General features: G+C 60.4%; 14 protein-coding genes and 1 other RNA gene. 6 read left to right on the top strand and 9 right to left on the bottom strand.

Going from position 1 to position 22,080, the window contains the following annotated elements; translation table 11 throughout:
- Positions 1–139 precede the first annotated feature (139 nt).
- Both ACM6IO_RS23790 and dnaX read right to left on the bottom strand, forming a co-directional pair.
- The gene (locus ACM6IO_RS23790) at positions 140–478 is read right to left on the bottom strand and encodes a YbaB/EbfC family nucleoid-associated protein (RefSeq protein ID WP_008028561.1); all 339 of its coding nucleotides are present in this window, start codon (positions 476–478) and stop codon (positions 140–142) included.
- 66 nt (positions 479–544) lie between these two features.
- Positions 545–2,635 carry a DNA polymerase III subunit gamma/tau gene (dnaX, locus tag ACM6IO_RS23785; RefSeq protein WP_414912340.1) on the bottom strand — a complete coding sequence of 697 codons (2,091 nt, stop codon included), beginning with the start codon at positions 2,633–2,635 and terminating at the stop codon, positions 545–547.
- A gap of 144 nt (positions 2,636–2,779) precedes the next feature.
- Here dnaX and ACM6IO_RS23780 point away from each other — a divergent pair, with 144 nt between their 5' ends.
- Positions 2,780–3,517, top strand: coding sequence for a substrate-binding periplasmic protein (locus ACM6IO_RS23780; protein WP_008028565.1), 738 nt, complete (start codon positions 2,780–2,782; stop codon positions 3,515–3,517).
- Positions 3,518–3,534: 17 nt separating this feature from the next.
- On the opposite strand, the gene ACM6IO_RS23775 is transcribed toward ACM6IO_RS23780, so the two are convergent.
- Positions 3,535–5,235 carry a putative bifunctional diguanylate cyclase/phosphodiesterase gene (locus ACM6IO_RS23775; RefSeq protein WP_414912339.1) on the bottom strand — a complete coding sequence of 567 codons (1,701 nt, stop codon included), beginning with the start codon at positions 5,233–5,235 and terminating at the stop codon, positions 3,535–3,537.
- Positions 5,236–5,651: 416 nt separating this feature from the next.
- Between ACM6IO_RS23775 and ACM6IO_RS23770 the strand changes: the two genes are divergently transcribed.
- The gene (locus ACM6IO_RS23770) at positions 5,652–5,966 is read left to right on the top strand and encodes a helix-turn-helix domain-containing protein (RefSeq protein ID WP_008028568.1); all 315 of its coding nucleotides are present in this window, start codon (positions 5,652–5,654) and stop codon (positions 5,964–5,966) included.
- Positions 5,967–6,148: 182 nt separating this feature from the next.
- On the opposite strand, the gene ffs is transcribed toward ACM6IO_RS23770, so the two are convergent.
- From ffs to ACM6IO_RS23740, 6 genes are all read right to left on the bottom strand, one after another.
- An RNA gene (gene ffs / locus ACM6IO_RS23765) (signal recognition particle sRNA small type) lies at positions 6,149–6,245 on the bottom strand.
- A 137-nt stretch (positions 6,246–6,382) separates the two neighbouring features.
- Positions 6,383–7,549 (bottom strand): putative zinc-binding metallopeptidase, encoded by a 1,167-nt coding sequence (locus ACM6IO_RS23760; RefSeq protein WP_414912338.1) that lies wholly within the window; start codon positions 7,547–7,549, stop codon positions 6,383–6,385.
- Between the two features lie 172 nt (positions 7,550–7,721).
- A complete protein-coding gene (gene ligA / locus ACM6IO_RS23755) occupies positions 7,722–10,079 on the bottom strand; it encodes an NAD-dependent DNA ligase LigA (RefSeq protein WP_414912337.1) in 2,358 nt (785 codons plus the stop codon).
- A 192-nt stretch (positions 10,080–10,271) separates the two neighbouring features.
- A complete protein-coding gene (gene zipA / locus ACM6IO_RS23750) occupies positions 10,272–11,126 on the bottom strand; it encodes a cell division protein ZipA (protein WP_008027358.1) in 855 nt (284 codons plus the stop codon).
- 258 nt (positions 11,127–11,384) lie between these two features.
- Positions 11,385–14,873: a chromosome segregation protein SMC gene (gene smc / locus ACM6IO_RS23745; RefSeq protein ID WP_414912336.1), complete on the bottom strand. Its 3,489-nt coding sequence runs from the start codon at positions 14,871–14,873 to the stop codon at positions 11,385–11,387.
- Positions 14,874–14,875: 2 nt separating this feature from the next.
- On the bottom strand, positions 14,876–15,535 hold the full coding sequence (locus ACM6IO_RS23740) for a GntR family transcriptional regulator (RefSeq protein WP_223480434.1): 660 nt from the start codon (positions 15,533–15,535) through the stop codon (positions 14,876–14,878).
- A 266-nt stretch (positions 15,536–15,801) separates the two neighbouring features.
- Between ACM6IO_RS23740 and xdhA the strand changes: the two genes are divergently transcribed.
- The 4 genes from xdhA (at position 15,802) to guaD (ending at position 21,951) form a co-directional block, all read left to right on the top strand.
- Positions 15,802–17,256: a xanthine dehydrogenase small subunit gene (gene xdhA / locus ACM6IO_RS23735; protein ID WP_414912335.1), complete on the top strand. Its 1,455-nt coding sequence runs from the start codon at positions 15,802–15,804 to the stop codon at positions 17,254–17,256.
- Complete coding sequence (xdhB, locus tag ACM6IO_RS23730; RefSeq protein WP_008037762.1) at positions 17,249–19,648, top strand: xanthine dehydrogenase molybdopterin binding subunit; 2,400 nt, start codon at positions 17,249–17,251, stop codon at positions 19,646–19,648. The genes xdhA and xdhB overlap by 8 nt, the downstream gene beginning before the upstream one ends.
- A gap of 144 nt (positions 19,649–19,792) precedes the next feature.
- Positions 19,793–20,638: a xanthine dehydrogenase accessory protein XdhC gene (gene xdhC, locus ACM6IO_RS23725; protein WP_008027370.1), complete on the top strand. Its 846-nt coding sequence runs from the start codon at positions 19,793–19,795 to the stop codon at positions 20,636–20,638.
- A gap of 8 nt (positions 20,639–20,646) precedes the next feature.
- On the top strand, positions 20,647–21,951 hold the full coding sequence (gene guaD / locus ACM6IO_RS23720; RefSeq protein WP_008027372.1) for a guanine deaminase: 1,305 nt from the start codon (positions 20,647–20,649) through the stop codon (positions 21,949–21,951).
- Positions 21,952–22,080: the final 129 nt, after the last annotated feature.

Below are 22,080 nucleotides of genomic sequence, written 5' to 3'. Positions count from 1 at the left end.
TTTTTGAATAGCAATTTTAGGTGCGTGGCTTGCCCGCGAAGGCAGCGTATCAGGCGCCGCATGACCAACAGGCAGAAACAAAAATGCCAGGCGCAATGCCTGGCATTTTTTTGTAGCTCATCCGACGCGCTTTGGCGAATCAGAACGGCAGCTTCATCCCCGGTGGCAGTTGCATGCCAGCGGTCATGCCGGACATTTTGTCCTGGCTGTTGGCTTCGATCTTGCGCACGGCGTCGTTGACGGCGGCGGCGAATACGGCCTCCAGCATCTCTTTGTCGTCTTCACTCAGGCCTTCGACCAAGCTTGGATCGATGGTCACGCGCTTGACGTCGTGACGACCGGTCATCACCACGGTGACCATATCGCCACCCGCCTTGCCGGTGACTTCGGCGTTGGCCAGCTCTTCCTGCATCTTGGCCATTTTTTCCTGCATCTGCTGCGCCTGCTTCATCAGGCCGGCCATGCCACCTTTCATCATGGGAATCACCTCAAAGTACTTGGATAAAAACAGCGCCCGGCCCTTTCGGCCGAACGCCTTCAGTTATTAGCCCTGACTGACCAGGGCTTCGACAGGTTCAATAGTATCGTTACGGACCACCGCACCGAACTGCTGCATCATTTGCTGGATGAACGGATCACCGTGGATCGACTCTTCCGCCTCGCGCTGACGGTTGGCACGGCGCCGGGATGCAGCCTGGGCCGGGGTCTCCTGCTCGGGCTTGATCAGCTCCATGCTCAGGGTCAGCGTACGCCCGTGAAACTGGTTCAGCGCATCGTTGAGACGACGTTGCTGGGTCGCGTTAAACAAGGCGCTATGGGCCGGGTCCAGGTGCATCAGCCAGTGGTCACCTTCCACGGAGATCAGCGTGCAGTTGGCGGCGATGCTGCCGGTCATGCCGGAAATCGGCAGTTTCGGGAACAGTTCCAGCCATTGCAGGGCCAGACCGGTGGCGGGCATCGCGGCCGGCTCAGGTTCAGGTTCCGGCGCGGGTTCGGCGGCGTGTTCACTCGCCAGCTCGTCGAGGTAGCTGTACGCCGAATCCATGTCCGGTTCGATGTAGTCCTCGTCCAGCGGCGGCTCGTCGTCGGAGTCGATGCCCCGTGTCGCGGCGTCGACGTCGGCCACGGAAGGTTCCGGGATCGGCGCAGCGGCCCATTCCGGCGCGTCCGGCACAACGCTGTCAGGCGTCGGCAACGGCATCGGGGGCAATTCGGGTTGTTCAGCGGCGGTTTCCAGCACCGGCTCGACGGCCGGCTGCTGGACGACTTCGGGTTCTACCGGATCATTCCACGGCAGATCGACGACGGCTTCGACCGCTACCGGCGCAACAACGGGCTCCGGCACGATGACCGGTTCCGGCACGACAACGGCTGCAACCGGCTCAGGCTCGGGAGCAACCACCGGAGCGACCGGCGCGGCAACAACCGGTGCAACTGCCGCAGCGACTACCGGCGCAACAACCGGCGCGGCAGCCACTGAGTTTGCGGAATCAACTGTGGCCTGGCTGATCCCCACTGGCTTTAGCGGTTGCCTCGGCGCATCCGCGGTGTCCGCCGGGCGGAACGCGAGCATCCGCAGCAAGACCATTTCGAAGCCGCCGCGCGGGTCCGGTGCCAGCGGTAAATCGCGGCGGCCGATCAGGCCCATCTGGTAATAAAACTGCACGTCTTCGGCGGGCAAGGCCTGGGCCAGCGCCAGCACCCGATCACGGTCGCCGTGACCGTTGTCGACGCCTTCAGGCAAGGCCTGGGCGATGGCGACACGGTGCAGCACGTTGAGAATTTCCGAGAGCACGCCGTTCCAGTCCGGACCTTGCTCCGCCAGATGGCGGACAGCCTCGAGCAACGCCTTGGCGTCGCCTTCGATCAGCGAGTGCAGAACGTCATAGACCTGACCGTGATCGAGCGTGCCGAGCATCGCCCGCACATCGGCGGCCATGACCCGACCTTCACCGAAGGCAATCGCCTGATCGGTCAGGCTCATGGCATCGCGCATCGAACCATCGGCGGCGCGGCCCAACAGCCACAGCGCGTCGTCTTCGAACGGTACGTTTTCGACGCCCAGCACGTGGGTCAAATGCTCGACCACGCGTTCAGGGGTCATGTTCTTCAGCGAGAACTGCAGGCACCGCGACAGAATCGTTGCAGGAAGTTTCTGCGGGTCGGTGGTCGCCAGGATGAACTTGACGTAGGGCGGCGGCTCTTCGAGGGTTTTCAACAGCGCATTAAAGGAATGGCTGGAGAGCATGTGCACTTCGTCGATCAGGTAGACCTTGAAGCGCCCGCGGCTCGGGGCGTACTGCACGTTGTCGAGCAGCTCGCGGGTGTCCTCGACCTTGGTCCGGCTCGCGGCGTCGATCTCGATCAGGTCGACGAAACGGCCTTCATCGATCTCGCGGCACACCGAACACTCGCCACACGGCGTCGAAGTGATACCCGTTTCACAGTTCAGGCATTTGGCGATGATCCGCGCGATGGTGGTCTTGCCGACCCCGCGCGTGCCCGTAAAGAGGTAAGCGTGGTGCAGCCGCTGGCTGTCCAAGGCATTGATCAGAGCCTTGAGCACATGGGTCTGGCCGACCATTTCGCGGAACGAGCGCGGACGCCATTTACGTGCAAGAACCTGATAACTCATCGAAAACCATCGCCACTGGGAAGCAGAAGCGGCTAATGCTAGCGGAGCAAGGCCAAAATTGCATCCGGCGCGCTCGTCTAATCTGGCTAAGCTGCACTTGCGGTGATTTTTATCGGCTCGGTTTTCATCGATAGCGGAGCGTTTATGCGGCTGGCCTTGGGGGCACTGCTGTTGATGAGTCTGAACGTCATGGCTGCCAACGCGCCGCTGCGCTTCGTGGTGCCCGACAGTTGGGCGATGCCGATGGTGCAGCTTTATCAAGGCCAGCCGACCCAGGGCATCCTGCATGACGTGATGGTCAGCCTCGCGACCCAGGTTGGCGTTCCGGCCGAGTTTCACGTACTGCCACGGGCCCGGGTGCAAAATGCCATGGAGCACGGCGAGATCGATGTCCGCTGCTACGCCGCGCAAACGTGGTCGCCAAATCAGTCCGGAGACTACATCTGGAGCATTCCGCTCTGGACCCAGCCGGACGTGCTGATCAGCCGGCACGAGTTGCAGACCTCAATCGATCCGGCGAATTTGCCACAACAATCCATCGGCACGGTGCTCGGCTACAGTTACCCCACCCTGCAACCGCTGTTCGACGCCGGGCGCCTGCTTCGCGAGGACGCGCGCAATCAGGAACAGGTCCTGGAAAAACTCATGGCCGGACGCTATCGCTACGCCGTGAGCAATCAATGGACACTGGACTGGTTCAATCAGCGTCTGCTGCCTGAGCAGCAACTGCAAGGCGTGGCGGTGCTGCAAGTGCAGAGTGTCGGTTGTTACGTGCGTAATGACCCGAAAGTGCCCGTGCAACGCATTCTGCGCACGTTGCTGAGGATGAAAATGTCCGGGGAGATCGATGACATTATCCGGCTTTATGTCGGCAAACCCTGAACCTGCGAGAGCGAGTCTCAGACTGTTTGATCGAGCGCTCGCCATTGCGCCGGAGCAACAAAACCTTCGACCCAGCCCGGCACATCAACCGCCGGCATCGGCCGGGCGATGAAATAACCTTGGGCAACGTCGCACCCCAACTGCATCAACAGCTCGCCGTGCTCGATACTTTCCAGCCCTTCGGCGATCACTTGTCGGCCAAACGCGCGGGCCAGGCCAATCACTGCGGTGGTGAGGGCCAAGTCGTCGCGATCATGCAGAATGTCGCGGATAAACGACCTGTCGATCTTGATGGTCTGGGTGCGCAAGCGCTTGAGGTAGTTCAAGGACGAATAACCGGTGCCAAAGTCGCCCAGTGAAAACTGCACGCCGAGCGCCTGACAGGCCTGCAGACAGGCGCTGACATGCTGGATGTTTTCTATCGCCACCGACTCGACGATTTCCAGATCGAGCATCTGCGGCGCGACCCTGGCATGGCGGGCGAGCACCTGCCTGAGCCGGTCGACGAAATCCGCTCGCTGGAAATGCCGGGCGGCGATGTTGACGCTGATCGGCCAGCCCTGCCCCGCTTGCTGCCAACGGTCCAACTGCATCAACACCTGATCCATCACCCATTCACCGATATCGATGATCAGGTCCGTCTCCTCCACCATCGGCAAAAACTCTCGGGCCGGCACCATGCCATTTTGCGGATGCTCCCAGCGCAAGAGCGCCTCGAAGCCGACGACGACACCAAGACGCATGTTCACTTTCGGCTGGAAATGCACACGCAGCTCGCCGGCGGCCAACGCCTGCCGAACCCGTTCGACGGTCTGGTGAGTGGCCTTGACCTCTCGATCCCGAAACACGTCGAATAAATGAAAGCGATTGCGCCCGCTCTGCTTGGCCACGTACATCGCCTGATCGGCGTGACGCAGCAAGGTTTCGGCATCTTGATTGTCATCGGGGAACAGGGTGACGCCGATGCTGGCAAATACATTCAGGGTCTTGCCCCGCAACTGGTACGGCGCCGAAATCGCACCCAGCACACGGTTCAGCGCCGCGCGCAACTCCGGCACATCACGCACATAACGCAACACCAGCACGAACTCGTCACCGGCCAGCCGCGCCACCACATCCTCGCCGCGAACAATGTCGCGCAAACGCTTGGCCACCTCCACCAGCAACAGATCGCCACTGGCATGCCCGTAGCCGTCGTTGACTGCCTTGAAGCCGTCGAGGTCGAGCATGCATACCGCCAGCGGGATGTTTTCCTCACGCGAGAACGCCAGCGCCTGATCCAGCAGGTCCGAGAGAAACGCGCGATTGGGCAGCCCGGTCAGCACGTCATGGCCGACCCGCCATTGCAGGGAATGCAGCAGTTGGCGTTTTTCGCTGATGTCGAAACGGATCGCCAGGTAACGATGAATCCGCCCGGTGGCGTCATCCAGCAGCGGCACCAACGTACTTTCGACCCAATACAGACTGCCATTCTTGGCGCGATTGCAGATCTCGCCCTTCCAGACATTGCCCAGCGCAATGGTGCGCCACATGCCGGCGAAGAAATCAGCGGAGTGCAGGCCGGAATTGAGCAGGCGATGGTTCTGCCCGAGCAGTTCGTCGCGGCTGTAACCGGAGACGGCGCAGAACTGATCGTTGACGTAGGTAATCCGGCCGGTCAGATCGGTCTCGGAAAAGATCGCGGCGGCGTCCACGGCCCTGCGGTATTTCTCATCCATGAGTCAGGCTCACTGTCGCTAGCGGTGGTACCGCTCGACCAGCGCAAAATGCCCGGAAGAGATGTTTTGATTCGTACTGCGCAGAGCCACGTGATCACTCCAGGAACAGCGATTGATGGCCCTTTGGCCGCCGAAGATCAACTAGGCTCAAAGACCCGGACAAAGGGCAGCAACAACGAATTCGATAACATTTTGCAAGGCTTCAGGGCGGCTTCAGCACTCCACATATTGTTCAAGGGAGCACCGTACTGGCTCTTTCGCATCAGCCAAACTTACGCAAACAGGTCACCAAATACCCTTTGGAGGAGGCAATTCTACGAAATGCATCACATTTTGCAAAGCAAGGTGATGGATCATGCAGTTGTCTAATGCAAAAATCTATCGTTAAGTTCTTGATTCTAAATGGGAATTGAGCGATGCAAATTTCAAGTTTGGGTTCAGCCATTCGGCGTTACCGCAAGGTCGCGGGGCTTACTCAGGCTGAACTCGGCGAAAAAACCGGTTTTGACCCGAAAACCATCAGCCGTTTTGAAACCGGCACCTACACCCCCAGCGTGGAAGCCCTGTTCCTGCTTGCCGGCGTGCTGGGGGTGAAACTGAAAGCCTTCTTCGCAGATTTGGGCGATGAGGATGAACAGCGGGCGTACCTGTTCGGAGTCATCCACAAAGCCACCCCGAAGGATCTGGGAAAGCTGATTGCAGCGGTTGACCAGGCCATGTCCAAGCCTTAGTGGCAGAAATGAAAAAGGAGGCCGACTTGTCGTGATTCGACAGGTCGGCCTCCTTTTTTGCGCCTGTTTTCAAAACGGAAACGACGAAAAATCCGCCCTGGACGAAATCCATGGCAGAGCAAAAAGACGGTATTTTTTGATGAAGAACGCGAGAGAAGGCTCGCGGTGCGTTATGGAGGCAACCCCACCAGCCACACCCCGGCACACAATGTTCCCGCTGTGGCTGCTTCCTTCCGGATCTGACCAGGTTCACGGGTAATCGTTGCGGGGGGACCGATGGGGTCACCATAACGACGCTCACCTGACGGCGAGCCGCGCCATTGTACCTATCTGAGGCGAAGTTACAACCGTTCGGGCGGATTAAAAAATATGAGCGGCTTCAAGGACATGCGCAGTCCTGAAAAGAGCGCAGGCGCCTACAGGCCCTGTACCACTTCATCCGCCCTGCCGCCCTCCTGCTGGATCACCAGATGAATGAAGTGCAACTTGGCAATCACCGCCGGCGGCAATACGAACGGGTAGAAATCCGGCTGGCCCATGCTGCGCGACAGTTCGTTGAGCATTCCGGCGAGTTCGATCCACGCATTGACGAATGACAGGAACGCCGCGCCGCCGGGATGCTGCGGATCATAGAGGGTGCTGGACGGGAATGGCCGGTAATCGAAATCCATTTCCCGCGCACTCATGCCGAAGCCGAGGGCGGTGTCCACCGCGTCCATCATGTGCAGGTAATGCGCCCAGGTTTCGGCCCAGTCTTCCCAGGGATGCATGGTGGCGTAGGCGCTGACGAAATGTTGCTGCCAGTCGAGCGGCGCGCCTTGCTGGTAATGCCGGTCGAGCGCCTCGGCGTAACTTGCGCGCTCGTCGCCGAACACGTCGCGAAACGGTTCCAGCCACTGGCTGCTGGCGATCAGCCGGTCCCAATAATAATGCCCGACCTCATGACGGAAGTGCCCGAGCAACGTGCGATACGGTTCGTGCATCTGCACCCGCACCTGCTCGCGGTGCGCGTCGTCGGCTTCTTTGATATCGAGGGTGATCAGACCGTTGGCATGGCCCGTGGTCGGTGGCTTGCCTTCGAGGTCGACGCCGATGAAATCGAAGGCCAGCCCGCTCTCTTCGTCCACGGTTTTGGGGATGACCTGCAAACCCAGGCTGACCAGTTGCGCAACCAGCCGACGCTTGGCGATTTCGACCTTGCGCCAGCGTTCATGATTCTCGGGAAGCGATAAATCAGGAATGGTGTGATTCAGGCTACAGGCGATGCACAAGGTTTCGTGATCGTTGGCCGGCAATAGCCAGTTGCAGGCGGCCGGGGTGTCGAGATTGGCGCAGCGCCGGAAGATACCCGCGCCGGATTCGGCATCGAGAATCCAGGTGTCGACCTGCGAAGCGGGCTGTAACGACGATAAGCGACTCTGTTCAGGCTGATAGCCCAAGGCCGCCGAACAGGCCAGGCACTGGCTGTTGCGAAAGAACAGCGACTGCCCGCAGCGACAATGCCAGACCTTGCTGTTGCGCGAGCTTTCGCCAATGAAAGGCGCGGCGATGCGTGAGCTGAGCTGTTCGAAGAAGCGGTGCATGGCGATCTCTCCCTGGGCTTGCCAAGACTAGATCATGATTGGTTGTCGATCGTTCCCGGATTTTGCGTGATGGCGAATATCGCCTTCGCGAGCAAGCCCGCTCCCACAGTTGACCGCATTCTCACAGGAAGAGCGCGACCAACTGTGGGAGCGGGCTTGCTCGCGAAGGGCATCACACAGAAATACCGTGCTTGCTCAAAAACCCGACAAACGCCTCTTCATCCAGCACCTTCAACCCCAGCTCATTGGCCTTGGCCAACTTCGAACCGGCACCCGGCCCGGCCACCACGCAATGGGTCTTGGCCGACACCGAACCGGCCACTTTGGCGCCGAGGTTTTCCAGTTTGTCCTTGGCAACATCGCGGCTCATCAATTCCAGCGAACCGGTCAGCACCCAGGTCTGCCCTGCCAGCGGCAAGCCTTCGACGACCTTCTTCTCGCTTTGCCAATGCATGCCGAAATCGCGCAGCTGCTTTTCAGCGGCTTCAGCGGTCTGACGATTTTCGGCGACGGCAAAGAACTCGCGAACCGAATTGGCCTGTTTCTCTGGCAAGGCCTGGCGCATGTCCAGCCAGTCAGCGCCGAACACGCCCTCCAGCGAACCGAATTTTTCCGCCAGCTTCTGCGCCCCGCCCGGCCCGACCGAAGGAATGTGCAGCTTGTCGAGGAAACCGCCCAGCGTGGTGCTCGCCGCAAACTCGGCGCCCAACTCGCCCTGATCCTGAATCTGCAGGCCATGCTTGAGCAGATCGGCGATCACCTGCTGGTTATGCGCATCTTCGAAGAAGCTGTGAATCTCGTGAGCCACTTCCAGGCCGACATCCGGCAAGTACGTGAGCACTTGCGGCAACGCCTGCTGAACCCGCTCCAGCGAGCCGAGGGAGCGTGCCAGCACCTTGGCGGTCTCTTCGCCGACATCGGGAATGCCGAGGGCGTAGATGAAGCGCGCCAGGCCCGGCTTTTTGCTGTCTTCGATGGCGCTGAGCAGGTTCTTGCTCGACAGCTCGGCAAAGCCTTCGAGATCGACGATTTGCTCGAACGTCAGGGCGTACAGATCGGCCGGCGAACTCACCAGGCCTTCGTCCACCAACTGCTCGACGCTCTTCTCGCCCAAACCTTCGATGTCCATCGCTCGACGGGAAACGAAGTGAATGATCGCCTGCTTGAGTTGCGCACCGCAGGCCAGGCGACCGACACAGCGATACACCGCGCCCTCGCTGATGGTCTCGCGCCCCTTGCTGCGTTTAACCAATTGTGTGCGTTCGACATGCGAACCACACACCGGGCACTGTTCAGGAATCTGCACTGGCCGTGCGTTTTCCGGGCGGCGCTCCATGACCACTTGCACCACCTGCGGAATCACGTCGCCCGCGCGGCGGATGATCACAGTGTCGCCGATCATCAGCCCCAGACGCGCCACTTCGTCCATGTTGTGCAGCGTCGCATTGGCCACGGTGACGCCCGCCACCTTGACCGGTTTCAAGCGCGCCACGGGCGTTACGGCACCGGTTCGCCCGACCTGGAATTCCACGTCGAGCAATTCGGTGAGTTCTTCCATCGCCGGGAATTTATGGGCAATCGCCCAGCGCGGTTCGCGGGCGCGGAAGCCCAATTCACGCTGGGAGGCGATGCTGTTGACCTTGAACACCACGCCGTCGATTTCATAGGCCAGGCTGTTGCGGCGCTCACCGATGTCGCGGTAGTAATCCAGGCATTCATCGATGCCGTGTGCCAGTTTCAGCTCGCGACTGATCGGCATGCCCCATGCCTGAAGCTGCTTCAGATTGCCGATGTGGGTGTCGGCAATCTCCGCCGAAACCTGGCCGATGCCGTAGCAGCAGAATTCCAGCGGACGGTTGGCAGTGATCTTCGAATCCAGCTGCCGCAAGCTGCCCGCCGCCGCGTTGCGCGGGTTGGCGAAGGTCTTGCCGCCGACTTCCAGTTGCGTGGCGTTGAGCCGTTCGAAACCGGCCTTGGACATGAACACTTCGCCGCGCACTTCCAGGGTCGCCGGCCAGCCGGTGCCTTGCAGCTTGAGCGGAATATTACGCACGGTGCGTACGTTGACACTGATGTCTTCACCGGTGGTGCCATCACCGCGCGTTGCGCCGCGCACCAACACACCGTCCTGATAAAGCAGGCTGACCGCCAGGCCATCGAGCTTCGGTTCGCAGCTGTACTCCACCGCCGCCCCGCCGCCAAACAAGTCGCCGGCTGGCAGGTCGAGGCCTTCAGTCACCCGACGATCGAACTCGCGCATGTCGGTTTCTTCGAAGGCGTTGCCGAGGCTGAGCATCGGCACTTCGTGACGCACCTGGGTGAACGCCGACAGCGCCGCGCTGCCGACGCGCTGGGTTGGCGAGTCACTGGTGATGAGGTCAGGGTTGGCTGCTTCGAGGGCCTTGAGCTCATGGAACAACCGGTCGTACTCGGCGTCCGGAATGCTCGGCTCGTCCATCACGTGGTAGCGATAGTTGTGCTGATCCAGCTCAGCGCGCAGCTCTAGAATGCGGGTTTTGGCGGCGGTCATGGGTGTTCTCTCATAAAGCAAAAGAGCAGCCGAGGCTGCTCAATCTGTAAATACGGCGCTGATTTATTGTAGGAGCCAGCGATGCGGCGATCCGACTTGCCGGCGAAGGCGTATTTGAAATCGCCTTCGCCGGCAAGCCTGGCTCCTACAAGGTGCGGGAGTCGCGTCATGAACGCCCGCACATTGCCAATATCAGCGCTTCTGGGTCAGGGCGCGGCGTTCGAATTCGACGATGCGCTGACGGTAATGCTCGATCGTCTGCGCGGTCAGTACGCTGCGCTGGTCGTCTTTCAGTTCGCCGTTAAGCTCCTGGGACAGTTTGCGCGCCGCAGCCACCATCACGTCGAAGGCCTGCTTCGGATGACGCGGGCCTGGCAGGCCAAGGAAGAAGCTCACGGCCGGTGTGCTGAAGTGGTCGATGTCGTCCAGGTCGAAAACGCCCGGCTTGACCGCATTGGCCATCGAGAACAGGACTTCGCCGTTGCCAGCCATGCTTTCGTGGCGGTGGAAAATGTCCATCTCGCCGAAGCGCAAGCCGCTTTCCAGAATGTTCTGCAACAGCGCCGGGCCTTTGAAGCCAGCGGCGTCGCGGCAGATCACGCTGATCACCAGCACCTCTTCGGCTTGCGGTTGTTCTTTGTCGCTGACCGAAGGCGAAGACTTGGCATCAACCGGGAAATCGTCGTCACGACTGCTGAAGCTCGGGCCGCCGTCCAGGTCCAGGCTGAGGTTCATGTCGCCTTGCGACGGCTCGCCATGGCCACGCTTGCCGCGCTTGGAACCCGACTCACGGGGCTCACGGGCAGGCATGCTCACCGACGGCAGATCGTGCTCGTCCAGTTGCGGTTCTTTGTGGGTATCCAGAACGCGCGGCGGGCCCAACAGCTCGGCGCTGGTGTCCTCGTCCGGCAAATTGGACAGACTTCGATCAAGACGGAACTTCAATTTTCCCTTGCCGCCGCGCATACGGCGCCAGCCATCGAAAAGAATACCGGCAATGACAATAATGCCGATGACGATCAGCCACTCGCGCAGACCGATTTCCATGTAATCCCGTGCCTCTATAAAAAATGCTGAAAAATAAGGGGTTTACAACTCGTAAACCGCTTTAAAACGTGGCGCCAACTCTATGTTCTGACAGGCGTTTTGCCCACGTATACGAAAAATTGACATTAAACTAGCACGACCAAAGGCAACTTTACACCGTCTGTCACAATGGCTTGCGCGAATATGTCGATTGGCCAGCAAGTCAAGGAAGGTAAATAAGTCCTACGGACAAAAAATACTCAACCTACAGACGCCGACTCAGGCATCCACCATCGCCATCGCCTCCTCGACATCCACTGCCACCAGACGCGAGCAACCCGGTTCGTGCATCGTCACCCCCATCAATTGATCGGCCATTTCCATGGCGATCTTGTTGTGGGTGATATAGATGAACTGCACCGTCTGCGACATCTCTTTCACCAGCCGGGCGTAGCGTCCAACGTTAGCGTCATCCAGCGGCGCGTCAACTTCATCGAGCATGCAGAACGGCGCCGGGTTCAACTTGAAGATCGCAAAAACCAGGGCCAATGCGGTCAGGGCTTTTTCGCCACCGGAGAGCAAATGGATGGTGCTGTTCTTCTTTCCGGGCGGCTGCGCCATGATCGTCACCCCTGTATCGAGTAGATCTTCGCCCGTCAGTTCCAAATACGCGCGCCCTCCACCGAAAACTTTTGGGAAAAGCGCCTGTAAACCGCCATTGATCTGATCAAAGGTATCCTTGAAGCGGTTGCGGGTTTCCTTGTCGATCTTGCGAATCACGTTCTCGAGGGTGTCCAGCGCCTCGACCAAATCGTCGTTCTGCGCATCCAGATAACGTTTACGCTCGGATTGTTGCTGATATTCGTCGATGGCCGCGAGGTTGATCGCGCCGAGGCGCTGAATGCGTGCGGCAATGCGTTCGAGTTCCTCTTCGGCGTCCTTCTCGTTGGCCTCGGCTGTCAACGTGACGAGTACGCCGTGCAGGTCGTAACCGTCTTCCAGCAACTGATCTTCCAGGGTCTTGCGGCGCACGGTCAGGGCTTGCCATTCCATGCGCTGGGTTTCCATCTGGCCACGAATCAACTGCGATTGCTGCTCGGCCTGATGGCGGCGTTTTTCGGCGTCACGCAATTCGCGGTCGGCGTCTTCGAGGGCAATCTGTGCGGTCTTGAGTTCTTCGTCGACGGTCATGCGTTTGTCGAGCAACTCTTCGAGCTTCAGGCGCAGCTCTTCCAACGGCGCCTCGCCCTCCTCCAGATTGAGACTGAGCTGTTCGCGTTTTTCGGTGAGGCGCTCGGACTGCATTTCCAGCCGTTCCAGCGCCTGACGCGTCGAGTCGTGTTGCGCCTTGAGCGAACCCAGGCGCACCGCCAATTGATGCGCGTGATCCTTGTGCTGCCGGGCTTCCTGACGCACGCGGTCAAGGCGCTCGCGCAGGCTGTCGCGCTGGGCCAGCAGCAGCTCACGCTGCTCGGTGTCCAACGCCATGGCGTCGAGAGCTTCCTGCAATTGCAGACGTGCTTCGCCGATGTTTTCGTGTTCCAGCGCGCGCTGTTCGGCCAGTTCGGTGAGCTCTTCATCGAGCCGCGTACGGCGCAAGGTCAGTTGCTCGACCTTGGCTTTGCCGGCGGACAACTGGGCTTTCAATTCACCTTGCTGACGCGCTTCGTCCTGCAGCAAACGGCGCAAATGTTCGCGACCGTTTTCCTGCTGACGCTGCTGCGCCCGCAGATTCTGAAGTTGGGTTTCGAGGGTTTCGACCGTGGCCTCGCGCTCTTCGCGTTCGCTGCTCAGACGCTGGATTTCCTGACCGCGAGCCAGCACGCCACTTTCCGCCTCGCTGGCGCGGCGCACCCGTAAAAAGTGCCGGCCGACCCAGTAACCATCACGGCTGATCAGGCTCTGACCGGCGCTCAACTGACTGCGCATTGCCAAGGCCTGTTCGAGGTTTTCAACCGGCTTGACCTGCCCCAGCCACGGCGACAGATCGATCTGCGCCTCAACCTTGTCGAGCAGACTGCCTGGCACGCGCACGCCATCGCTGGCGGGGCTGAGCAATCGCAAATCACCCTGGGCAAAGCCGGCCAGGTCGAAACCGCCGAAATCGTCCACCAGCACCGCTTGCAGATCGGCGCCGAGCACGGTTTCCACCGCCAGCTCCCAACCGGCTTCAACCTTGAGGCCTTCGGCCAGGCGTGGACGGTCCGCCAGGTGTTGTTCGCGCAACCATTCAGCGGTGCCGGTGCCCGGATCGAGCGCGGCTTGCTGCAAGGCTTCAAGCGAGGCGAGACGCCCGTTGAGACGCTGCAAATCGCCCTGCGCCTGTTGCTGCGCCGACAACGCTTGCTGCAATTCCTGACGCAGTTGCTCGAGTCGCTCGACCTGCGCTTCTTCGCTGGCCTGCAAGTCCTCAAGCGTGGCCTCGGAAGCGGCCAACTGCTCGCTGAGCTCCATGATCGCCGCGTCTTCCGGGTCCGCCGAAAGCAAGGCGCGTTCTTCGCCGAGGCGCTTCTGACGATCAGCCAATCGCTCCATGCTGGTTTCCAGCTGCTGGATGCGTGATTGCTGGACTTCGGACTGGCGACGCGGTTCGGCGGCGGTCAGGTTGAACGTGTCCCACTGCTCCTGCCAGCCGTGCATGGTGGTTTCGGATTCTTCCAGCGCGGCGGCGGCTTCTTCGGCGGCGGCACTGGTGACTTCCTGCTCCGGCGTGAGCATGTCCAGCTCTTCGCCGAGGGTCAGCAGCAACGTGCGGTCGTGACCCAGGTGAGATTCGGTTTCCAGGCGTGCGCGCTCGGCTTCTTTCAGATCATCCTGCAGCTGACGCAAGCGCTGCTGCCCGTGCTGGATGCTCTGCTCGACCCGGGCGATGTCGCCACCGACCGAATAGAAACGCCCCTGCACCAGATTGAAGCGCTCCGACAGGTCATGATGCCCGTCGCGAAAGCGTTCGATGCTCGCGTCGGCGTTGCGTTGCTCGGCCACCAGCGCTTCGAACGTGACTTCCTGGGTGCCAATGATCGCTTCGCGCTGGCCGACCTGTTCGTTCAAGGCCTGCCAGCGCAGGGCTGACAATTGCGCCTTGAGTTGACGCTCCTCGCCCTTGTATTCCTGATACTTCTTGGCCGCTTCCGCCTGGCGATGCAGGCGTTCAAGCTGACGCGTCAGCTCTTCGCGCAGGTCCGTCAGGCGCTCCAGGTTTTCGTGGGTGCGACGAATACGGTTTTCGGTCTCGCGCCGGCGCTCCTTGTACTTGGAGATGCCCGCCGCTTCTTCAATGAAGTTGCGCAAGTCTTCGGGCTTGGACTCGATCAGCTTGGAGATCATCCCCTGCTCGATGATCGAGTAGCTGCGCGGGCCCAGGCCGGTACCGAGGAAGATGTCGGTGATATCGCGGCGACGGCATTTGGTGCCGTTGAGGTAATAGGTGGTCTGGCTGTCGCGGGTCACTTTGCGGCGAATGGAAATTTCCGCATAGGCGGCGTATTCGCCGAGCAGCGTGCCGTCGGTGTTGTCGAACACCAGCTCGATGCTGGCCTGGCTCACCGGTTTACGGCTGGTCGAACCGTTGAAGATGACGTCGGTCATCGACTCGCCGCGCAAGTTCTTGGCTGAGCTCTCGCCCATCACCCACCGCACGGCGTCGATGATGTTCGATTTGCCGCAGCCATTGGGCCCGACCACCGCCGCCATGTTACTGGGGAAGTTCACCGTGGTCGGATCGACGAAGGATTTGAACCCCGCCAGCTTGATGCACTTGAGCCGCACGCTTAAGCGTCCGTCAGGGCAGAAATCACCAGATCGCAACTGCGCTGGCAATACGCGGTCAGCACGGTGCGAATCAGCGCATGGTCACGGGCGATCACGGCCGCGAGCAAGCGTTCGAACAGCTCCAGATACTCGCTCATCGAGGCCTTGCGCTGTTCCAGAGCGAGGAAGTACGCACGGCTCATGGCCGGTTGCAGATTCTCGACGGTTTCCTGCAAGTACGGGTTGTTGGCAAACCCGTACGTGGCGCGCATCACATTGAAACTGTCGTCGACGAAGGCGTGGATGTCCTGGCGCTCGTAGCTCGCGGTCAGGCGTTGCTGAATCTGCACGAACGGCGCCAGGTCGGCCTGGACTTGCCAGCCAGTGGCCACGGCATTGGCGAGCAGGATGTACATCTCGCCCATCAGCGCGCACAGGCTCTGCACCTTGTGCACGGTGAGTTCGGTCACATGCGCGCCGCGTCGCGGCAGGATCGCGATCAGGTGGCGACGCTCGAGGATCAGCAAGGCTTCGCGGACCGAGCCGCGGCTGACATTGAGGGCCAGCGTGACCTTCTGTTCCTGGATGCGCTCCCCGGGCTTCATTTCGCCACGAATGATGCGTTCGGCGAGGTGGTGAGCAATTTGCTCGGCGAGGCTGTCCGGCGCCTTGAACGTCATGGGTGTCCTTCAAATTCTTCGATCTGTACAAGCGGCGCAGTGTAGCGCACATGAGGGGTCATGGCGGAGTGCCCACTCGGCGGTTTTTGGCACGAATCCCGCAAAAAGCAGGCTAACCCGCAAGGGTCAATAATGAAGGAACGAGTCGTTGATCGACAAAATGCTATTTCCTGACCTTTAAGTCAGAAAATCATTGACCGCAAAGTCAGACCTGATAAATTCGGTCCAAGTCGGTTAACAACAATAATGAGTCTGCGAGGCCTTCCGTGATCCAGTTTTTACTTAACCAGGAACTCCGTAGCGAGCACGCCCTGGACCCAAACCTGACCGTGCTCAATTATCTGCGCGACCATGTGGGCAAACCCGGCACCAAAGAAGGCTGCGCCAGCGGTGACTGCGGCGCGTGTACCGTGGTGGTCGGCGAGTTGCAATCGGATGACGATGGCCGCGAGCACATTCGCTATCGCAGCCTCAACTCGTGCCTGACGTTCGTTTCGTCGCTGCATGGCAAACAACTGATCAGCGTCGAAGACCTCAAGCACCAAGGCGAACTGCACAGCGTGCAGAAAGCCATGGTCGAATGCCACGGCTCGCAATGCGGCTTCTGCACCCCCGGTTTCGTGATGTCGCTTTTCGCACTGCAAAAGAACAGCGAACAACCGGACTCGCATAAAGCGCACGAAGCACTGGCCGGCAACCTCTGCCGTTGCACCGGCTATCGGCCGATTCTGCAAGCCGCCGAGCAATCCTGCTGCGGCAAGCAACCCGATCAATTCGACGCTCGCGAAGCCGAGACCATTGCGCGCCTGAAAGCCATCGCGCCGACCGATATCGGCGAACTCAACAGCGGCGACAAGCGCTGCCTGGTGCCGCTGACCGTCGCCGATCTGGCCGACCTCTACGACGCTTATCCACAGGCCCGGCTACTGGCCGGCGGTACGGACCTGGCGCTGGAAGTCACGCAGTTCCACCGCACGCTGCCGGTGATGATTTACGTCGGCAACGTCGCCGAGATGAAGCGTATCGAACGCTTTGACGATCGCCTGGAAATCGGCGCCGCCACCGCCCTCTCCGATTGCTATGAAGCCTTGAACGCCGAGTACCCGGACTTCGGCGAATTGCTGCATCGCTTCGCTTCGTTGCAGATCCGCAACCAGGGCACCCTCGGCGGCAACATTGGCAACGCCTCGCCGATCGGTGACTCGCCACCACTGCTGATCGCCTTGGGCGCGCAGATTGTGCTGTGCAAGGGCGAAACCCGCCGCACCCTGGCCCTGGAAGATTACTTCATCGATTACCGCGTCACGGCGCGTCAGGAAAGCGAGTTCATCGAGAAGATCATCGTGCCGCGTGCCAGCGCCGAACAACTGTTCCGTGCGTACAAGGTTTCCAAGCGTCTGGACGATGACATTTCCGCCGTTTGCGCCGCCTTCAACATCCGCCTGGAAAACGGTGTGATCGCCGATGCACGCGTTGCCTTCGGTGGCATGGCTGCCATCCCGAAACGCGCCGCCAACTGCGAAGCCGTGTTACTCGGTTCACCGTTCAACAACGCCACCGTCGAACGCGCCTGCGCCGCACTGGCCGAAGATTTCACGCCGCTCTCGGACTTCCGCGCCAGCAAGGAATACCGCCTGCTCAGCGCGCAAAACCTGCTGTGCAAATACTTCATTGAACTGCAAACGCCGCACATCGAGACTCGGGTGACCGCTTATGTCTAATCATCACGCTGTAGAGAAGACCCAAGCCGAATTGGCTGAACTGTTCGCCAAGGACCTGACCACCGGCGTCGGCCGCAGCGTCAAGCACGACAGCGCCGCCAAGCATGTGTCCGGTGAGGCGCAGTACATCGACGACCGCCTGGAGTTTCCGAACCAGCTGCACGTTTACGCACGGCTGTCGGACCGCGCCCACGCGAAAATCATCAGCATCGACACCAAGCCTTGCTACGCCTTCGAAGGCGTGCGCATCGCCATCACCCACGAAGACGTTCCGGGGCTGAAAGACATCGGCCCGCTGATGCCCGGTGACCCGTTGCTGGCCATCGACACCGTGCAGTTCGTCGGTCAGGTCGTCATGGCCGTGGCCGCCCGCGACCTGGAGACCGCACGCAAAGCCGCCATGGCCGCAGTGATCGAATACGAAGACCTGGAACCGGTGCTGGACGTGGTCGAGGCCTTTCGCAAAAAGCATTTCGTGCTGGACAGTCACACCCATGAACGCGGTGATTCAGCGGGCGCGTTGACGACAGCGAAAAATCGTATCCAGGGCACGCTGCACATTGGCGGCCAGGAGCACTTCTACCTCGAAACGCAGATCTCGTCGGTGATGCCCACTGAAGACGGCGGGATGATCGTCTACTGCTCCACGCAAAACCCCACCGAAGTACAGAAACTGGTGGCGGAAGTGCTGGACGTGTCGATGAACAAAATCGTCGTCGACATGCGCCGCATGGGTGGTGGTTTTGGTGGTAAGGAAACCCAGGCAGCGAGCCCGGCCTGCCTGTGCGCGGTGATTGCGCACCTGACCGGCCAACCGACCAAAATGCGCTTGCCGCGTGTCGAAGACATGCTGATGACCGGCAAGCGTCACCCGTTCTATGTCGAGTACGACGTGGGCTTTGACGACAGCGGGCGCCTGCACGGCATCCAGCTGGAACTGGCGGGTAACTGCGGCTGCTCGCCGGACCTGTCGAACTCGATTGTCGACCGTGCGATGTTCCACGCCGACAACTCGTACTACCTCGGCGATGCGACCATCAACGGTCATCGCTGCAAGACCAACACCGCGTCGAACACCGCTTACCGCGGCTTCGGCGGCCCGCAAGGCATGGTCGCCATCGAAGAAGTCATGGACGCGATTGCCCGGCATCTGGCCCTCGACCCGCTGGCGGTGCGCAAGGCCAACTACTACGGCAAGACCGAGCGCAACGTCACCCATTACTACCAGACCGTCGAGCACAACATGCTCGAGGAAATGACCGCCGAACTGGAAGAAAGCAGCCAGTACGCCGAGCGCCGCGAAGCGATTCGCCGCTACAACGCCAACAGCCCGATCCTGAAAAAAGGCCTGGCGCTGACCCCGGTGAAATTCGGTATTTCCTTCACCGCCAGTTTCCTCAACCAGGCCGGTGCGCTGGTGCACGTCTACACCGACGGCAGCATCCACCTGAACCATGGCGGCACGGAAATGGGCCAGGGCTTGAACACCAAAGTCGCGCAGGTCGTGGCCGAAGTGTTCCAGGTGGAAATGGACCGCGTACAGATCACCGCGACCAACACCGACAAGGTGCCGAACACCTCGCCGACCGCCGCCTCCAGCGGTGCTGACTTGAACGGCAAAGCTGCGCAAAACGCGGCGGAAATCATCAAGAAACGCCTGGTTGAATTTGCTGCGCGCCAGTACAAGGTCAGCGAAGAAGACGTGGAATTCCACAACGGTCACGTACGGGTTCGCGATCACATCCTGACGTTCGAAGCGCTGATCCAGCAGGCGTATTTCGCTCAGGTCTCGCTGTCGAGCACCGGCTTCTACAAGACCCCGAAAATCTTCTACGACCGCAGCCAGGCACGTGGTCGGCCGTTCTACTACTACGCGTTCGGCGCGGCGTGCTGCGAAGTGATCGTCGATACGCTGACCGGCGAGTACAAAATGCTGCGCACCGACATTCTCCACGACGTCGGCGCCTCGCTGAACCCGGCCATCGACATCGGCCAGGTCGAGGGCGGTTTCATCCAGGGCATGGGCTGGCTGACCATGGAAGAACTGGTCTGGAATGCCAAGGGCAAACTGATGACCAACGGCCCGGCGAGCTACAAGATCCCGGCGGTGGCGGACATGCCGCTGGACCTGCGGGTGAAGCTGGTGGAAAACCGCAAGAACCCGGAAGACACGGTGTTCCACTCCAAGGCTGTGGGTGAGCCGCCGTTCATGCTCGGCATCGCGTCGTGGTGTGCGATCAAGGATGCCGTGGCGAGTCTGGGTGATTACAAACATCAACCGAAAATCGATGCGCCGGCGACGCCGGAGCGGGTGTTGTGGGGCTGTGAGCAGATGCGGCAGTTGAAGGCGGCGAAGGCCGTTGAAACCGAAACCGAGTTGGCTTCGCTCTAGAAACCGAGACGCGCCCTTCGCGGGCAAGCCTCGCTCCTACGGGTCAGATGTTGAATCGCGATTATGCGGACGACACAAAACCTGTAGGAGCGAGGCTTGCCCGCGAAGAGGCCGGAACAGACAACACAGATGTCGAGGTGAAACATGTACAACTGGATCGACGCCCTCGCCGACCTGCAAAACCGCGGTGAACCCTGCGTGTTGGTGACCATCATCGAAGAGCTCGGCTCGACGCCGCGCAATGCCGGTTCGAAAATGGTCATCAGCGCCAGCCAGACCTTCGACACCATCGGTGGCGGGCATCTGGAATACAAGGCCATGCAGATCGGCCGCGAGATGCTCGCCAGTGGCAAACAGGACACGCACCTGGAGCGCTTCAGCCTCGGCGCCAGCCTCGGCCAGTGCTGCGGCGGAGTGACCGTGCTGCTGTTCGAACCGATGGGCCAGGTCCAGGCGCAGATCGCCGTGTTCGGCGCCGGCCATGTCGGTCGCGCACTGGTGCCGCTGCTCGCCAGCCTGCCCTGCCGGGTGCGCTGGATCGACTCGCGGGAAGATGAATTCCCTGAACAGATCCCCCACGGCGTACGCAAAATCGTCGCCGAAGAGCCGGTGGATGAAATCGACGACCTGCCCGCCGGCAGCTACTGCATCGTCATGACCCACAATCATCAGCTCGACCTTGAACTCACCGCTGCGATCCTCAAGCGCAACGACTTCGCCTACTTCGGCCTGATCGGTTCGAAAACCAAACGGGTGAAGTTCGAACACCGCCTGCGCGACCGTGGTTTTGACAGCAGCGTGCTGCAACGCATGCGCTGCCCGATGGGCATCGGCGAAGTCAAAGGCAAATTGCCTGTGGAAATCGCCATCTCCATCGCCGGCGAAATCATCGCCACCTATAACGCGAATTTCGGCCAGCACACCGCCAGCGCCGGATCGTCGATTGCCAAATTGCTGCCTGCTTCACGCCGCAGCCAAGCCTCTAATTGAGAACGCCCATGCCTCTGACTCGCAAAGCCTACCGCGCCGCCATCCTGCACAGCATCGCCGACCCCGCCGAAGTGGGTATCGAAGCCTCGTACGAGTATTTCGAAGACGGTTTGCTGGTGGTCGATAACGGCCAGATCAGCGCCCTCGGTCACGCCAGCGAATTGCTGCCAACCCTGCCCGCCGATATCGAGATCACTCATTATCAGGACGCGCTGATCACCCCCGGTTTCATCGACACCCACATCCATTTGCCGCAAACCGGCATGGTCGGTGCCTACGGCGAGCAGTTGCTGGACTGGCTCAACACCTACACCTTCCCGTGTGAAAGCCAGTTCGCCGACAAGACTCACGCCGACGAAGTCGCAGACATTTTCATCAAGGAACTGCTGCGCAACGGCACCACTACTGCGCTGGTATTCGGCAGCGTGCACCCGCAATCGGTGAACTCGTTCTTCGAAGCGGCTGAACAGCTGGACCTGCGGATGATCGCCGGCAAGGTGATGATGGACCGCAACGCGCCGGACTACCTGACCGACACCGCCGAATCCAGCTATGTCGAAAGCAAGGCGTTGATCGAGCGCTGGCACGGCAAGGGTCGCTTGCACTACGCCGTGACGCCGCGTTTCGCCCCGACCAGCACCCCGGAACAACTGACCCTCGCCGGTCAGTTGCTGAGTGAATATCCGGACCTGTACATGCAGACCCACATCAGCGAAAACCTCAAGGAAATCGAGTGGGTCAAGGAGCTGTTCCCGGAGCGCAAAGGCTACCTGGACGTCTACGATCACTACCAGTTGCTCGGCGAGCGCTCGGTCTTCGCCCACGGTGTGCACCTGTGCGATGACGAATGCGCGCGATTGGCAGAAACCGGCTCGGCCATCTCGTTCTGCCCGACTTCGAACTTCTTCCTCGGCAGCGGCCTGTTCAACCTGCCGATGGCCGAGAAGCACAAACTCAATGTCGGCATCGGCACTGATGTGGGCGGCGGCACCAGTTTCTCGCTGCTGCAAACATTGAACGAGGCGTACAAGGTCATGCAGTTGCAAGGGGCGCGACTGAGCCCGTTCAAATCGTTGTACCTGGCGACGCTGGGCGGCGCACGGGCACTGCGGCTTGAGGACAAGATCGGCACACTGCAACCGGGCACCGACGCGGACTTCCTGGTGCTGGATTACAACGCCACGCCGTTGCTGAGCTACCGCTTGAAGCAGGCGAACAACATTGCCGAGACGTTGTTTGTGTTGATGACGCTGGGGGATGACCGGACGGTGTTGCAGACGTATGCGGCGGGGAATCAGGTGCATCAGCGCTAGGGATTTTCGGGCATAAAAAAATCCCCCGCAATCGATGGTTGCGGGGGATTTTTATTGGCTTTGAGGTCGCCTTCGCGGGCAAGCCTCGCTCCTACAGGTACAGCGTAAACCCCGTAGGAGCGAGGCGTG

Origin of the sequence: Pseudomonas sp. IT-P44, from assembly GCF_949768225.1 — a bacterium.
GTDB lineage: Bacteria > Pseudomonadota > Gammaproteobacteria > Pseudomonadales > Pseudomonadaceae > Aquipseudomonas > Aquipseudomonas migulae.
Note: the sequence above shows the minus strand (reverse complement) of the source record. Positions and strands in the feature narration are given on the sequence as shown.